Raw genomic sequence first — 16,250 nt, 5'->3', positions numbered from 1 at the left:
AAAGGGTGATTCATATGGAAACAAGCAGAAAAGTATTCGCCTACATCACAAGAGGCCCTGATGAAAACCGTGAATTGCTGGTTTTCGAATACAAAGGTGAACCGGAAGTCGGTGTCCAGGTCCCTGGTGGTTCCATCGCTGATGGAGAAATGCTTATCGATGCACTTTATCGTGAAGTCCAGGAAGAAACCGGACTGCCAAGCAACGTTTTGGATTTTGCAGGAAAAATCCATAAATATAATTATTATCCTGAACATCGTGACAAAGTATACGAACGCAATATTTTCCACTTCGAATATACGGGTGAAAAGGTCGACCAGTGGGAACATACCATCAAGAGCGATGGCCGCGATAACGGTTTGACACTGTTGTTCCGGTGGGAACCCGTGGACAATTTGCCTAAGCTCGCAATGGAACAGGACACGGCAATCGAACTTTTATAAGAAATAATGAAAGAAGCCCAGCAGTCTTGAGACTGCTGGGCTTCTTTCATTTTATGTCTTTTTCGTTCAGTGACTGGATCGGCACCAGCACTTCAATATGTTTTTCAAGGTTTTGGAATACTGCCGGAAGCACTCCTCCAAACTCTCCATCAAGGTTCAGCATGACACGCTCTTCGGATGACACCGAAATTCTGCTGGCTTTTGCATAGATGACGTGGGGGTTTGACAGATGCTCCCCGCGAAGCGCCAGTGAAGCCAATCGGATAAATTCTGCCATATTCACTTCTTTTAAAATCAGCAGCGTGAACTTGCCATCGTTGATGCTGGCGTCTGGAGCCAGTTTTTCGAAGCCGCCTACTGAATTAGTCAAGCCGATCAGGAACATCATCGCCTTGTCATCAAAAACTTCTCCATCATACTCGATGCGGACATTGGACGAGCGGATGGACGGCAGCATCTCAATCCCTTTCAGATAATAAGCCATCTGCCCAAGGACCGTTTTCAGTTTGCTTGGCACTTCATAGGTCAGCTCAGTCATTCTTCCGCCGCCGGCGATATTGATGAAATAGCGATCGTTCATCATGCCGACATCCACCGGAACCGAATCCCCTTGAATAATGATATCGACAGCCTTGTTGATGTCGCGGGGAATATGTACGGCACGGGCGAAGTCATTTGTCGTCCCCATCGGTATCAATCCTATTTTCGGCCGTTCTTCAAATGTGGAAACGCCGGATACGACTTCATTCAATGTTCCATCGCCGCCAACTGCGACAATCAGATCAAATTTCCTTTCGACAGCCGTTATGGCAGCAGCCGTAGCATCACCTTCACAGGTCGTAGCGTGGCAGGATGTTTCGTATCCTGCGATTTCCATTTTTTCCAGCACTTCCGGCAGATGCTTGCGGAACAACTCCCTGCCGGATGTCGGGTTGTAAATAATGCGTGCTCGTTTCATAAGATTTCAGCCTTTCTCCACTTACTCTAGAAAATAAGACAATAAAAAAAGATTAAAGTTCCTTTTTTGCAAGTTTTTTCTTTAAGCCAGTGATTTGGTCAAAACTGCTTTTAATTCCTGATAAACGCTGTCCCAAAACTCGCTTTTGTAGACAAAGCCGTCTGATATCTCGCCGATCACAGTCTTAAAATGCAGGTCGTATTGCGGATCTTCTTTCTCGGGCAATTTCGCTTTCAAATCATCCACGAATTCCTGGACCTTCTCAGATCTCGGACCCCAGTCCCCCAGCACTTCGCCGTCCTGCGATAAAATGATGTATTTTGGAATGGAACGTCCGCCATTCGTTAAATAGCGATCCATCAAATCCAGGTTTTCATCCCGGTACACGCACCGGACCTCAACGTCTCCCGCATCCGCGATTTTACGGAGAATCGCATTATTCATCATGGCATCGCCGCACCAGTCCTCCGTGATGACGAGGATATGAGGATTCTTCTCTTTCAATAAAGAGATGAATTCCTTATCTTCCGGCAGGGTGAATTTTTCATAGATCGAATATGATTTTTCCTGGTTCGATTCCATTTGGGACATATAATTTTCAAGCGTAATCGCATTGTCAAAATAGTTCTGCTCCAGTGTCATGGTATCACATCTCCTTTAAATCCAGTTTACTTGTCTTTTTCAAAACCATCAAATTATATCATCCTAAAAAAAGATGGCCCATAAAAGGGCCACCCATCATTTTATCGTTTGCTGATTTCTTCCAAAAGGATCTTATTCAATAATGGCGGATTCGCCTGCCCTTTGGTCGCTTTCATAATTTGGCCGACCAGGAAGCCGATCGCACGGTCTTTACCATTTTTGAAATCTTCGATCGACTGCGGGTTGGCATCCAATGTATTCGTTACAAATTCACGCAGAACGCCTTCATCCGAAATTTGGACAAGCCCTTTCGCCTTCACGATATCATTGGCGTCGCCGCCTTTTTCAATCAATTCACGGAACACTTTCTTAGCGATTTTAGACGAAATGGTTCCATCGGCAATCAACTTGATCATTCCTGCCAGGCCTTCCGGAGTCAATGCCGTATCGCCCAGCTCTTTTTGTTCGGCATTCAGGTAAGCGGAAACTTCCCCCATCAGCCAGTTGGAAACCAGTTTCGCGTCTGCTCCGGCTTCGACTGTCGCCTCGAAAAAGTCGGAAATCGGTTTCGCAAGCGTCAATACCATCGCATCATACGAAGACATGCCAAGTTCGGAAATGTAGCGTGCTTTACGCGCATCCGGAAGTTCCGGAATTTCTGCACGGACGCGTTCAATCCAGGCATCATCGATAACAATATCCACAAGGTCCGGTTCCGGGAAATAACGGTAATCGTCAGACCCTTCTTTAATACGCATCAATACTGTTTTACCAGTGGATTCGTCATAGCGGCGGGTTTCCTGCGGAATGACACCGCCTGACAGCAATACCTGCTCCTGCCGAATCTGTTCATGTTCAATTCCTTTACGAACATAGTTGAACGAGTTCAGGTTTTTCAATTCCGTTTTCGTACCGAATTGCTCCTGACCATACGGACGGAGGGAAATATTCGCGTCGCAGCGAAGTGAGCCTTCTTCCATGCGGACATCGGAAACGCCTGTGTATTGGATGATCGCTTTGATTTTCTCCAGGTATGCATATGCTTCGTCAGCTGTACGGATATCCGGTTCAGAAACGATTTCGATCAGCGGAGTTCCCTGGCGGTTATAATCGACCAGCGAATAGCCTTTATCGGTGTGCGTCAGTTTACCCGCGTCTTCTTCCATATGAAGGCGCGTGATGCCGATGCGTTTTTTCTCGCCGTTCACTTCGATTTCAATCCAGCCATGTTCGCCGATCGGCTGATCAAATTGGGAAATTTGGTAAGCCTTCGGATTGTCCGGATAGAAATAGTTTTTCCGGTCGAATTTCGTGTGGCGTGTAATCTCGCAGTTTAACGCAAGCGCCGCTTTCATCGCCCAGTCCACCGCAGTTTTATTGACTACCGGAAGAACGCCGGGATAACCAAGGTCGATGGCGTTTGTGTTCGTGTTCGGTTCTGCTCCGAAATGTGCAGGAGACGGTGAAAACATTTTGGAATCGGTTTTCAATTCTACGTGCACTTCAAGTCCGATGATTGTTTCAAAATTCATTGTGCTGCTCCCTCCCATAATTGAGGAGTTATTTTATGGAAATCTGTCGCCTTCTCAAACACATCGGCTACACGATAAACCGTTTCCTCATCGAAATAATTGCCGATGATCTGCAGGCCAAGCGGCATATCGCCTTCAAATCCGCATGGCACCGAAATCGCTGGAACGCCCGCAAGGTTTACAGGAATTGTCAGGATATCATTTGCATACATCGTGAGTGGATCATCAATGATTTCACCAATTTTAAATGCCGGTGTCGGTGTTGTCGGTGCGATGATGACATCATAGTTTTCAAATGCATCGTCAAAATCTTTTTTGATCAATGTACGCACTTTCTGCGCTTTTTTATAATAAGCATCATAATAACCGGAACTTAACGCATATGTTCCAAGCATGATCCGGCGTTTCACTTCATCACCGAAGCCTTCTGCCCGTGTATTCATATAGAAATCCAATAGGCTGCTCGCTTTATTCGTGCGGTAACCGTAACGGATTCCGTCAAATCGGGACAGGTTCGAAGATGCTTCCGAAGAAGCCAGCAGATAATATGTCGCCAACGCATATTTTGAATGAGGCAATGAAATCTCTTCTACGGTCGCCCCTTTTTCCTTCAACACATCCAGTGCATCGTACACCGCCTTTTTAGCGGATTCGCTGACACCTTCCGCAAAGTACTCTTTAGGTACGCCAATACGGAGACCGTTGATATCGCCAGTCAACGCTGCCGCAAAATCAGGCACTTCAACATCCGCTGAAGTGGAATCCTTTTCGTCATGTCCGGCAATCGCCTGCAATAACAATGCGTTGTCTTTTACATTGCGTGTTACAGGACCGATTTGGTCCAGTGAAGAAGCAAATGCAATCAGACCGAAACGTGATACACGGCCATATGTCGGCTTCATGCCGACAACGCCGCAGAATGCAGCCGGCTGGCGGATAGAACCGCCAGTGTCGGAACCAAGTGTGAACGGCACTTCGCCTGCAGCCACTGCAGCAGTTGAGCCGCCCGAAGAACCGCCTGGCACATAATCAAGGTTCCAAGGGTTTCTTGTCTTTTTATAATAGGAGTTTTCGTTCGATGAGCCCATTGCGAATTCATCCATATTCAACTTCCCGACAATCACCATTCCTGCAGCGCGCAGTTTTTCGACTACAGTCGCGTTATAAATAGGATTGAAACCTTCCAGGATACGGCTTGAAGCGGTCGTTACCAAACCTTCTGTCATGATGTTGTCTTTCACACCGATCGGCAAACCGAATAAAGGCCCCCGCTGTTCCATTGGTGCTTTATCCATTTCACTTGCATCGGCCATCGCCTGTTCTTCATTCATTGCCAAAAAAGCATCGACTTTCGGGTCAAGTTCGTTGATCCGTTCAATTGTCTGCTTTGTTATTTCTGAAATCGTCGCTTCATTACTATGTATCATTTCCTGTAATTCAGCAGCTGTCTTATCATAGAATTTCATGGTTTCCCTCCTCGCTATTACTCCAGAATGGTCGGAACTTTCACTTGTCCGGCTTCATGTTCTTTAACATTTTTCAAAACCGTTTCGCGCGGCAATCCTGCCTCCGCTTTATCTTCACGCAATACATTGACCATCGGCAATACGTGTGTTGTCGGTTCAACGTTGTCTGTATCCAATTCATTTAAAAGCTCCATCGCATTTGTGATGGCTTCCAATTGTTCTGCAAAATGGATCGCTTCTTCATCAGTAATCGCCAAACGCGCCAAATGGGCAACCTCGATCACTTCTTCTTTCGTCATTTTCGCCATTTCCTTACACCTCCGAAATCAGTAAACATACGCTATATCATACCATTCCTTGACTCAAAAGAATAGAGACAGCCGCGCTGGCTGCCCCTTAATCCATCCCTTAAATCAGGGGCAGACTTTTTTTATTCATAAATATGGACGATTGGTTCAGTTTCATTGGCTTTTCTTAATATCAGCGCTTCCGCTCCATTGACAGAGTTCAAATCAATCTCCACTTGGATATTTTCTGGAAAATGCTTCATGACCAGACCCGTCAAATATTGTGTGAAACCGATGACTTCAGAGGAACCGTAAAACTGGATTGGAATTTCAATCTGAAGCTTACGGATGGAATCCCCTTGATAGAAGCCAGTTCCGATGACACTGGTGAAGTTGGAGAAGTACTCTTCGACATCCTGCTTGAAATTTTTGAATGCCGTATCCACTTCACGATATTTCTCCTCAGGATTGCTCGAAGGGAAAATCACGAATTCTTCATTGATCGGATTCCATTTGGCTACTGAATTTTCACCACCCGGAGCGACTCCATATGTGAAATAAGTGCCAGCGGTGATTGTACTCCGGCTTTTCTGCTTGAAGAGGCCGACGGTGATCGGTATATCCGCCATTCCTTCTTTTTGGCGAAGTCTGTTGACAATTTCATCTGCCATCCGCTTGCCTTCCGACTCCAATTGTTCCTGCGAAATCGTTTCTTCATAAGATACGCCCTGGTCGTTTTCACTGTAATAAATTGAATTCAAGGCAAGTCCTACAGAAACACCGCCAAGCCGGATCGTGTCTTCATTGGTTTTCACCAAGTAGTTCTGTTCGATAATATGGGCAAGGATTTCCGGTGACGGATTGTCACGCGTCTCGCCAGATGCCAATTCTTCCTCAGATAAAGGCGGGCGTTTGTCTTCCGCATTCAACCCTGTCGGATTATCTTCCGGATGGTAACGGCGCAGCCAAGCGGAAACTTCTTCATCCGTTATCTTCTGACCTTCCTGAAAATAATAGTCGTCAGGGGAAAATTGGTTTTGTGACAAGCGCAACAGCCCTTTTTCCGCTTCTTCTATGTCATAGCGGGAATTCAGGCGGTTGACGATTTTTCCTCGGGTGGCACTTTGTTTGTATGGCAAAAGGGTCCGATAAAACTGATCATCCAATTGCATGCTTGGAATAATTGCCGTTTCCACTTCCTCTGTGCCAACCACTTCTGTTTCATTCGTTTGTGTCGGCACACAGGCGGTTAGCAGCAAGATGCTGGCAGGGATCCACCAAAAGCGTTTCATTTTAAATATCTCCTCATTTGTTCAATTCTTCTATCAATTGCTGCTCATTCCAGACTTCAACCTTCAAGTCCAAGGCTTTGTCGAGTTTAGAGCCTGCATCTTCTCCGGCAATCAGCAAATCCGTTTTCTTGCTGACACTGCCGGATAATTTACCGCCCATCGCTTCGATGCGTTCTGTAGCTTCCGAGCGGGTCAGCTGTTCCAGCTTGCCGGTCAGCACGATTTTCTTGCCGGCAAATGCGTTTGCGCCAGCTTCCACCTGCACCCGTTTACCCGTATAACTTAAATTGACGTTTTCAGAAGCTAAACGTTCCACCAAAGCGCGGACTTCTTCACTGTCGAAATAAGTGACAATGGCATCAGCCATTTTATCGCCGATTTCATGGATGGCTGTCAATTCTTCAAGCGTGGCATCCATCAATTTTTCCATTGAACCAAAATGCTCTGAAAGAATGCGCGCGGCTTTTTCGCCGACATGGCGTATACCAAGGCCGAACAACAAACGTTCCATGGAATTGCTGCGTGAAGCATCAATTGCTGCAATCAAGTTGGATGCCGATTTATCACCCATCCTGTCGAGTTCCATCAATTGATCTTTCGTCAATTTATAAATATCGGCAATATCCGCGATCAATTGCTCCTGGTAAAGCTGTTCGATGACTTTTTCACCAAGTCCGTCGATATTCATCGCATTACGTGATACGAAATGGATCAATCCTTCCGTGATTTGAGCCGGGCATTTCGGATTGACGCATCGTAACACGACTTCTCCCTCGATCCGAACCAGCTCTGCGTCACATGCAGGACAATTTTCAGGCATATGGAAAGGTTCTTCTTCACCCGAACGAAGTTCAATCAAAGCACGGACAACCTCAGGAATAATGTCACCCGCTTTGCGGATGATCACTTGATCGCCGATGCGTATATCCTTTTCTTTGATCAGATCTTCATTATGCAAAGATGCCCGCTGGACGGTCGTGCCTGCCACTGATACAGGTTCCAGGATGGCGGTCGGCGTAACAGCGCCTGTACGGCCGACGCTTAGTTCGATATCGATGAGACTGGTTATCACTTCTTCAGCGGGGAATTTATAGGCTGTCGCCCATTTCGGGCTTTTCGCCGTAAATCCGAGTTCCTGCTGCTGCAGAAAACGATTGACTTTGATGACGATTCCATCGATTTCATACGACAGGTTATTGCGCTTTTCTGTCCATGTTTCGATATATGCCAACACTTCTTCGACGCTGTGGCAGACTTTTCGTTCCCCGTTCGTCTTGAAGCCAAGTTTCTGGAGGAAATCCAGCGACTCATCATGTTCATTCAAACCATAGTTTTCGGCATCCCCGCCGATGCCATAAATGAAGACATCCAAATTGCGGTTTGCTGCTATTTTGGGGTCAAGCTGCCGAAGTGAACCGGCAGCCGCATTGCGCGGATTGGCAAAAACTTCTTCACCTTTTTCGCCGCGCTGCTCATTCAATTGATGGAAGGATTTTTTAGGCATGAAAACTTCACCGCGCACCTCAAGAGATACCGGTTCCTTCAACTTCAGTGGAATTGAACGGATGGTCCGAAGGTTGACTGTAATGTCTTCTCCGACACGGCCGTCGCCGCGCGTTGCCCCGCGGACAAACTTGCCGTCTTCATATATAAGTGAAACAGCGAGCCCGTCAATCTTCAGCTCACAGACATACTCTATTTTTTCGCCCGCTCCATTTCTGACGCGCTTATCGAATTCCCGCAGGTCATCTTCCCCGAAAACATTCGATAAGCTCAGCATCGGACGGTCGTGCGTCACTTTTTCAAAATTTGAGATCGGTGCCCCGCCGACTCTTTGAGTCGGTGAATCCGGGAATACCAGATCCGGATATAAGGTTTCCAGCTCGATCAATTCATTGAGCAATTGATCATAAACAGCGTCGGGAACCTGCGGATTATCCAGCACATAATAGGCGTGTCCGTAGGTGCCGAGCAATTCATTCAATTCACTCACCCGTTGTTCCGCTTTGATACGGTCCATAATATACCTCCCGCTTATTCTTTTTCAATCGGCGCAAACTTGGCCAATAGCCGCTTGATGCCGACGGGGCTCGGGAATGCGATATCCAGTTCTGTCTGTTCCCCGTCCCCTTTGACACCCACTACAGTGCCGGTGCCCCATTTTTTATGGGTCGCTTTATCGCCAGGCTTCCAGCCGAGCTTGTCGCCGCCAGATTGCTGATAGGCAGGGCGCGTCACAGCAGCGCGTTTCGGTGCCTGCTTGTAGCTCGTCGCCGCGCCGGCGCGATGATGCGCAAGCGTCTGCTCGATCAACTCTTCAGAGATTTCATTGATGAACCGGGACGGCATATTCCAATTGCTCTTGCCGAATAAAGTACGGGAAGACGCATGTGTTAAATATAACCTTTTTTCTGCTCTTGTAATCCCCACATAAGCCAGGCGCCGTTCTTCTTCCATTTCTTCTTCATCATTATTGGATCGGGAATGCGGGAACACATTCTCTTCCAGCCCGATGATGAAGACGACCGGAAATTCCAGCCCTTTGGCTGCGTGCATCGTCATCAGGATAATCGGTCCATCTGTTTCTTCTTCATCATCCAAAGAATCGATATCGGAAATCAATGCAAGATCGGTCAGGAATGCAACAAGTGATTTATCGTCGCTTTGTTTTTCGAATGCCTGAGTAACCGATAGGAACTCATTCAAGTTCTCAAGCCGGCTTTCGCCTTCGATGGTCTTATCATTCTGGAGCATCTGGCGATAACCGGATTTCTTCAGGACTTCCTCGACCAATTCAGTTACTGACAAGTATTCCTGCATTTCGGTGAACCCGGCAATCATATTGCGGAATTCAAGCGCCGTCTGGGCAATTTTCGGAGACACGCCCATGAAGTCGACTTCCTGCAAAGCATCCATGATGGTACGGTCCTGTTCAATGGCGAATCCTGCCATCCGTTCAAAGGAAGTCGCGCCGATGCCGCGCTTCGGTTCGTTGATGATCCGCGCCAGCGACAGATCGTCATCGTTATTGGCGATCAGCCGAAGATAAGCAAGAAGATCCTTGATTTCCTTCCGGTCATAGAACTTCGTTCCGCCGACAATCGTGTAGTTCATATTCGATTTCACGAACATTTCCTCCATGATCCGCGACTGGGCATTGGTGCGGTAAAGAATTGCAAAATCGGAAGTCTTGTAATTCTCCTCATCCATCAACTTTTGGATGGTCTGGACGACAAATTGCGCTTCCTGCCGCTCATCACTCGCTTTGTGCAATGTAATAGCCGGACCTTCGTCATTATCGGTGCGCAATTCTTTCGGATAGCGGCTTGTATTCCGCTTGATCACATCATTCGCCGCCTGCAGAATCCGCTTCGTTGACCGGTAATTCTGTTCAAGCATAATCACTTTGGCATTCGGATAGTCTTTTTCGAATGACAGGATATTGGTGATGTCGGCTCCGCGCCAGCGGTAAATCGACTGGTCCGAATCTCCGACCACACAAATATTCTTAAACTTGCTCGCCAGTTTCTGGACCAGCTGATATTGCGCATTATTCGTATCCTGATATTCATCCACATGGATATATTGGAATTTATTCTGGTAAAATTCCAGGACATCCGGTTCTTTATTGAATAAAGTCAGCGTCGTCATGATCAGATCATCAAAATCGAGCGACTGATTTTTTTGAAGGCGTTTTTCATAGCCCTCATAAACATCCGCAATCGTCTTCTCGTAAGGGTTATGCGGATTTGCGTTGCCTGAAAATTCCGAGGCTGTGATGCACTCGTTTTTTGCCGAAGAAATGGCGTTTAAAATCGTTCTCGGTTCATATTTTTTTGGATCGAGGTTCTGCTGTTTCAAGACATTTTTAATAACCGACAATTGGTCGGTCGAATCAAGGATGGAAAAATTTCTTGAAAATCCTAATTTATCGATGTCACGGCGAAGGATACGGACGCACATCGAGTGGAATGTGGAAACCCACATACGCTCACCTGTGCCGTGCCCCAGCAGCTCATCAATCCGGTTGCGCATTTCGCGCGCCGCTTTATTCGTAAATGTAATCGCCAGTATGTTGGAAGGGTAAACCTGCTTCTCCAGCACGAGATACGCAATCCGGTGTGTCAGCACCCTCGTTTTTCCTGACCCGGCACCAGCCATGATCAGCAATGGGCCTTCAGTCGTTTTGACCGCTTCTTCCTGTTCCGGGTTCATTCCCTTTAACAGATTCTTCGTTATTAATTCCATTGTGCACCACCTCGAACGTTTGTTCTTATTATAACGATTGATCTATAGTTTCCGCAACCGCCGCAACGGTTCTAATCGCTTGTTCAATATCTGTATAAATGACATTTCCCACAACGACAGTATCCGCGAATCGCGCCATTTCCCGCGCTTTTTCCGCCGAATCGATGCCGCCGCCATAAAACAGGCGGGTATCCGATAAATGTCTTTTAACCGTTTCAACTAATTTGGGATCGCCGTAAATACCGCTGTATTCCAGGTAAAAAATCGGCAATTTGAAAAAATGCTCAGCCAGCCGGGCATATGCCACAACATCATCCTCGTCAAGCACACAGTCGGCATCGGTTAATCGTGCCGCTTTGCAATCCGGATTCAGGATGCAATAGCCTTCCGGAACCAGCTCTTCCCAGTCCATCAGATCGCCGTATTCCCGAATCGCTTCATGGTGAAGGCCTTTGATCCATTTCGGATCCTGGCTGTTCAGTACAGTCGGGATGAAATAAAAATCAAACCCGGGCGCCACTGATTCAATTGTTGAAATTTCCATAACGGCCGGAATAGAATAAGGGCGCACCCGCGCCATTAAATCCAGTACATTTTCGAGTGTGACATCATCGCTGCCGCCAATCAAGATGGCATCAGTCCCGGATTCACAAATTCGTTCCAAATGTCCATCGGAAATTTCCTTGGCGGGATCCAATTTGAATACATGCCGCCACGATTGATAATCCATTTCGCTTCACCTGACTTCATATCATTTTCATCTATTTATTATAACAAAAGAAAAGCGTAAGCGCCGCTCGTGTCCTAACAATGATAAAGTTCAAACAAAGCAAAAAGGCTATCCACTAAGCCCGATTACTGACTTAATGGACAGCCTTTCAATTCCGCTGTGGATATTTGTGAGATTCCATCCTGTTTACCGCTCCGCCATGCTTTTATTCTTTCGGCAACTGGAACGGTTTTTCATCCGGATACAGACGCCCGAGCATTTCATCGTAGCCGTCATTGCCGTAATTCAGGCAGCGGCGCACACGGGAAATCGTTGCTGTGCTTGCACCGGTTTCATTTTTGATCTTTTCATATGTTTTTTTCAGCCGCAGCATGCGCGCGACTTCAAAGCGCTGGGATAACGATTGGATTTCACTGATCGTGGCAAGATCATCGAAAAAGCGGTAAGCTTCTTCCCGGTCTTTCAATGCCAATATTGCATCGATTAATTGATCAGTTTGTGGACCTCTGATTTTGTCAACTTGCATTCAGCTTTACCGTCCTTTCCTTGCTGTCCATTGCGGGAAAAAGGAAATCTCGCTGTTGTCAGCTTAGCATTTCCTTTACTAACAAATAAACCACTTAGCTCTAGACTCCTCCGATTCCGTGAAAACTATCTCATGAAAGCCGGAAACAGTATTTTTTTATTCATGACGTCATAGATCCCTTTTTGCGTCACACGCACATAAGGCAGATGGGTCGCCTGCAGGAACAGCAAGGTGTAAATAGCGTCGCCGTGCTTATAGCCCCGCTCTTTCAATGCCTGCTTCAGGACGGTTTCCTGTTCCATAATCTGTTCCATCGGAAGTTCGGACATGCCGCCTCCAAGAGGAAGCGGTATGTGGCAGATCATCTCATCACTTTCCATCAGAACGATGCCGCCGTTCATTTCTTTTAATTTATCAAAAGCGAGCCACATCTGTCTGCGGTTTTTGCCGATCAGAATGATATCACCTGTGTTCGAGTAAGAAGAGGCAAATCCTTCAACCGCATTGGTGAAGCCTTTGATCAGTGTATTCACACGCCATTTACCGTGCTTATCGATGAGCATGAGAAAACTTTCATCATGGTCTTTCGATAAAGTCCCGTCGTGTGTGTCAATATTGACCGAATAAGGTTTAATGATGACATCGTTAACCATATCAAGCCCGAACGGCATTGAAAACTGGAAATCATCTTCAGTAAGTTCGAAATCCATATTCAGGTCCGGCAGCACATCCCAGTTTATTTCAGGAAGCGCCAGCACTTTTTCACCATCCCGCTTCAGCCATTTGCCTTTTGAAATGACACTTGATGGTACCGGATTGTCGATTGAATCCAATATATTGAGGTTTGCGTAACGGCCAGTTGCTATCAGTCCGTGCATCGCTGTCATATTGTAATATCTGGCTACATTATAGGATGACATCATATACGCTTCAATCGCCGGAACGCCAGCTTCCAGAGCAATCCGTATGCAAAGATCCATGACACCGTCTTTATGGAATGAAGGCGTAGACCCGTCAGTTGTCATCATCAATTTTTCATAGACATTCAGTTCGCGGTCCACGACGCCTTTCAAGAGACTCGGCAAATCCGGGCGGATCGACGAATGCCGGAGCGTCACGCCATAGCCATGCAGCAGGCGCATCTCCACTTCATCGATTGTCATCGCTTCATGATCTCCATCAGCACCAAGCAATTTCATGCGCGCAAGCGTCTTTTCGGAAGCCCCCGGGAAATGCCCTTCTATCTTCTTGCGGGTCATTTTCGCTTTTTGAATCCAATAAAGCATCTGATCATCGCCAGCCATCAGTTTTGGCCAGCCTGTCAGCTCACCGCCAAGCAATACTTCCGGGCGATCAAGCCATTCACCGACAGATTTGGATGTGAAGAGCATGTCTTCAGCCGCCAGCTCTGTCTGCGAATCGAAACGTGTCCACCAATAGAATGTGAAAGGCAATTCATTCAGCTGATCCAGAATTGAAAACGCTTTCTCGTTTTCCATCGACAAAAATAAGGTCAGGTTATCGGATATGAATGTGGTTGTTCCCAATTGTGCTGAATAATCCGCGAACGATTGAGGGTTGTAAAGCTGAAATGGATGTACATGAGGTTCGATATAGCCTGGTACGATAAATTTCCCCGTCATATCAGCAACTTCCGTCTCATCACCGATTTTCGGCATTTCCTGCCCGGCATATACAATACGGTCGTCATGGATCCAAATATTTCCGGTCATCCATTTTTTATAGATTCCATGCAGATAATAAGCGTTGGTCAGAACCAGATCCGGTGACTGTTCTTTCCCGATAATTTTCAATTGATTGCGTATTTCAATGTTTTTCCAAAGTGGATTATCCATGAGCCCGCTCCTTTCCGATGCATAACTAGTACTTTATATACTAGCATAGTAATGCATTTAAATACAGTGCAACTGGGGATTAAAGGTGACATTCTGATAGGAGCAATAGCAGTTATATCTGCCTCTTTTAACGGTGCAATGAAAAAAGCCAGGAAAGACGAAAGCTGCGCTTTCGTTCTTCCCTGACCTGACAATTTTAGCCGTTTAGTTATTGATCGGGTTGCTGAATTGTTTCAGAACGTCTTTTTTGTCATTTTCTTTGAATGTCAGAACATCTTCAACAGGCTCATATGACTCACCGTAGAAATGTTCATCTTTATAGGTGTGTATATCTTCATACATTTTCTTCATGCCTTCAAAGATTTCCTCTTCTGTTTCGTTGTTAGGCGCCCAGTAAAGGATTTCCATCGAATTCTCCTCGCCGGTTGCAATCGAGCGTCTGTTATAGCCGATTGATGAAGCATGTTCAAAGCCTTCTCGTGAATAGAAACGGAGACGTTTTTCTGTATCTGTATCTTCATAATTCACCGGTTCCACTTCAAGGATGATCGGTTTTTTCTTGTCTTTCAGCATTTGAAGCGTTTTGCTGCCAATCCCCATACCGCGGGATTCCTTAGCCACAAACAGATAATCCACAAAAGTGAAATTCGGAAATTCCGCATACATCAATACATGATAAGGACCTTCGTCCTTATAATAGACGCTGCCTTTTTCCTTCAATAACGTATCCATGTGCTCTTTAGACTTCATTTCTACAATCGGGAAATACTGGTTCAATTTTTCATACCAATTCATAATTATTGCTCCTTTCAAATTTGGATGCCCTGCTGATTTTGTTGTCGGGGTAACGATGGGTCTTGATTCTGGAGTTTAAATAGAGGTAAACGTGGGCTGTTGAAAATCCTCAACTTTTTCTTTCTATTCCAGATAAGAAAAACGAAAGAAAAAATGACACAGTTCTTGTCGAATTTGTGTCATTGATTATTATACCATGTAATTTAGCCTAATGCACGCCATCCGATGTCCGTTCTGTACATGAAACCGGACCAGGACAGAGCATTGACTTGTGCATATACTTTTTCCTGAGCTTCCTTGATGGAATCGCCTTCCGAAGAGATGAACAGCACTCTGCCGCCATTTGCCGCAAATCCTTTGCTGGTTGCCTTTGTCCCGGAATGGAAAATGTCGACTCCGGCGAGGCCTGCGAGATTCGGCAGGGTTTGCCCTTTCACCGGTTTTTCAGGATAACCTTCCGCCGCTATCACTACACCAAGCACAGAACGTTCCTGCCATTCCAACTGATAAGGTTCGCCTTCAAGCAAAGCATTCATGAAATCACCGAAGTCCGATTTCATCCGCGGCAGCACCACCTGGGTTTCAGGATCGCCGAAACGCGCATTGAACTCAATCACTTTTGGCCCTTGCGGCGTCAAAATAATGCCGGCATACAAGATGCCGTTAAAGGGAGCCCCTTCGGCAGCCATGGCTTCAACCGCTGGTCTGACAATTGTGCTATAGGTTGTTTCAACCGTTTCAGAAGAAATTTGAGGCACTGGTGAATAGGCGCCCATCCCTCCTGTATTCGGTCCTCTGTCTCCATCAAATGTGCGTTTATGGTCCTGGGAAATCACCATTGGGTAAATCGCGCCATCATAGACGAATGACATGAACGAAAATTCTTCACCATCCAAAAACTCTTCGATGACAACCCGTGAACCGGATTCACCGAATTTCTGATCTTCCAGCATATCATGCACTGCGGCAATTGCATCTTCTTCGGTTTTCGCTACAACGACGCCCTTGCCGGCTGCCAAGCCATCCGCTTTGATGACAATCGGAGCTCCCATCTGGCGGATATAGTCGATGGCAGACGAAATTTCTGAAAATGTTTTGTATTCAGCAGTCGGAATATCATATTTCGCCATCAATTCCTTAGCGAAAGTTTTACTTCCTTCAATTTGTGCAGCCGCTTTCGAAGGTCCGAAAACCCTCAGTCCCTGACCTTCGAAGAAATCAACAATGCCCGCTGTCAGCGGTTGTTCCGGCCCCACAAAAGTACAGTCTATTTGTTGCTCTTTTGCAAAATCAGCCAGTGCGGCAAAATCCATTTCATCAATCGGCACAAGCTCTGATTCAAGGCGCATACCATCATTTCCTGGCGCAGCGTATACTTTTTCTATAGAAGCAGATCTTGCAAACTGGCGGACGATTGCATGCTCACGTCCGCCCCTCCCAATAACCATGACTTTCATGCTTCTGCCCCTCTCACA

At 46.4% G+C, this 16,250-nt stretch carries 14 protein-coding genes; 1 reads left to right on the top strand and 13 read right to left on the bottom strand.

Annotated elements, in window-relative coordinates; translation table 11 throughout:
• Positions 1-14 precede the first annotated feature (14 nt).
• Positions 15-443 (top strand): NUDIX hydrolase, encoded by a 429-nt coding sequence (locus tag D2910_RS14010; RefSeq protein WP_084242309.1) that lies wholly within the window; start codon positions 15-17, stop codon positions 441-443.
• Between the two features lie 46 nt (positions 444-489).
• Here the strand turns inward: D2910_RS14010 and D2910_RS14005 are convergent, their stop codons facing one another.
• From D2910_RS14005 to purD, 13 genes are all read right to left on the bottom strand, one after another.
• Positions 490-1,401 carry a diacylglycerol kinase gene (locus D2910_RS14005; protein ID WP_084242310.1) on the bottom strand — a complete coding sequence of 304 codons (912 nt, stop codon included), beginning with the start codon at positions 1,399-1,401 and terminating at the stop codon, positions 490-492.
• Positions 1,402-1,482: 81 nt separating this feature from the next.
• On the bottom strand, positions 1,483-2,043 hold the full coding sequence (locus tag D2910_RS14000; RefSeq protein ID WP_084242311.1) for a thioredoxin family protein: 561 nt from the start codon (positions 2,041-2,043) through the stop codon (positions 1,483-1,485).
• 101 nt (positions 2,044-2,144) lie between these two features.
• Positions 2,145-3,575: an Asp-tRNA(Asn)/Glu-tRNA(Gln) amidotransferase subunit GatB gene (gene gatB / locus D2910_RS13995; RefSeq protein ID WP_117313898.1), complete on the bottom strand. Its 1,431-nt coding sequence runs from the start codon at positions 3,573-3,575 to the stop codon at positions 2,145-2,147.
• Entirely contained in the window at positions 3,572-5,041 is a 1,470-nt protein-coding gene (gene gatA, locus D2910_RS13990; protein ID WP_117313896.1) for an Asp-tRNA(Asn)/Glu-tRNA(Gln) amidotransferase subunit GatA, read from the bottom strand. The genes gatB and gatA overlap by 4 nt, the downstream gene beginning before the upstream one ends.
• A gap of 17 nt (positions 5,042-5,058) precedes the next feature.
• Positions 5,059-5,349, bottom strand: a complete 291-nt coding sequence (gene gatC, locus D2910_RS13985; protein WP_084242314.1) for an Asp-tRNA(Asn)/Glu-tRNA(Gln) amidotransferase subunit GatC — start codon at positions 5,347-5,349, stop codon at positions 5,059-5,061.
• Between the two features lie 122 nt (positions 5,350-5,471).
• Positions 5,472-6,620 (bottom strand): CamS family sex pheromone protein, encoded by a 1,149-nt coding sequence (locus D2910_RS13980; RefSeq protein WP_117313895.1) that lies wholly within the window; start codon positions 6,618-6,620, stop codon positions 5,472-5,474.
• Between the two features lie 13 nt (positions 6,621-6,633).
• On the bottom strand, positions 6,634-8,640 hold the full coding sequence (ligA, locus tag D2910_RS13975; protein WP_117313893.1) for an NAD-dependent DNA ligase LigA: 2,007 nt from the start codon (positions 8,638-8,640) through the stop codon (positions 6,634-6,636).
• Between the two features lie 14 nt (positions 8,641-8,654).
• Entirely contained in the window at positions 8,655-10,868 is a 2,214-nt protein-coding gene (gene pcrA / locus D2910_RS13970) for a DNA helicase PcrA (RefSeq protein ID WP_117313891.1), read from the bottom strand.
• 28 nt (positions 10,869-10,896) lie between these two features.
• Entirely contained in the window at positions 10,897-11,598 is a 702-nt protein-coding gene (gene pcrB, locus D2910_RS13965) for a heptaprenylglyceryl phosphate synthase (RefSeq protein ID WP_117313890.1), read from the bottom strand.
• A gap of 205 nt (positions 11,599-11,803) precedes the next feature.
• Positions 11,804-12,124 (bottom strand): YerC/YecD family TrpR-related protein, encoded by a 321-nt coding sequence (locus D2910_RS13960; RefSeq protein WP_101803366.1) that lies wholly within the window; start codon positions 12,122-12,124, stop codon positions 11,804-11,806.
• Between the two features lie 125 nt (positions 12,125-12,249).
• Positions 12,250-13,980: an adenine deaminase C-terminal domain-containing protein gene (locus D2910_RS13955; RefSeq protein ID WP_101803367.1), complete on the bottom strand. Its 1,731-nt coding sequence runs from the start codon at positions 13,978-13,980 to the stop codon at positions 12,250-12,252.
• 204 nt (positions 13,981-14,184) lie between these two features.
• A complete protein-coding gene (locus tag D2910_RS13950) occupies positions 14,185-14,775 on the bottom strand; it encodes a GNAT family N-acetyltransferase (protein WP_084242322.1) in 591 nt (196 codons plus the stop codon).
• A 203-nt stretch (positions 14,776-14,978) separates the two neighbouring features.
• Complete coding sequence (gene purD, locus D2910_RS13945; RefSeq protein ID WP_117313888.1) at positions 14,979-16,232, bottom strand: phosphoribosylamine--glycine ligase; 1,254 nt, start codon at positions 16,230-16,232, stop codon at positions 14,979-14,981.
• Positions 16,233-16,250: the final 18 nt, after the last annotated feature.

This window comes from Planomicrobium okeanokoites (genome assembly GCF_003428875.1).
GTDB classification, from domain to species: Bacteria; Bacillota; Bacilli; order Bacillales_A; family Planococcaceae; genus Planococcus; species Planococcus okeanokoites.
Note: the sequence above shows the minus strand (reverse complement) of the source record. Positions and strands in the feature narration are given on the sequence as shown.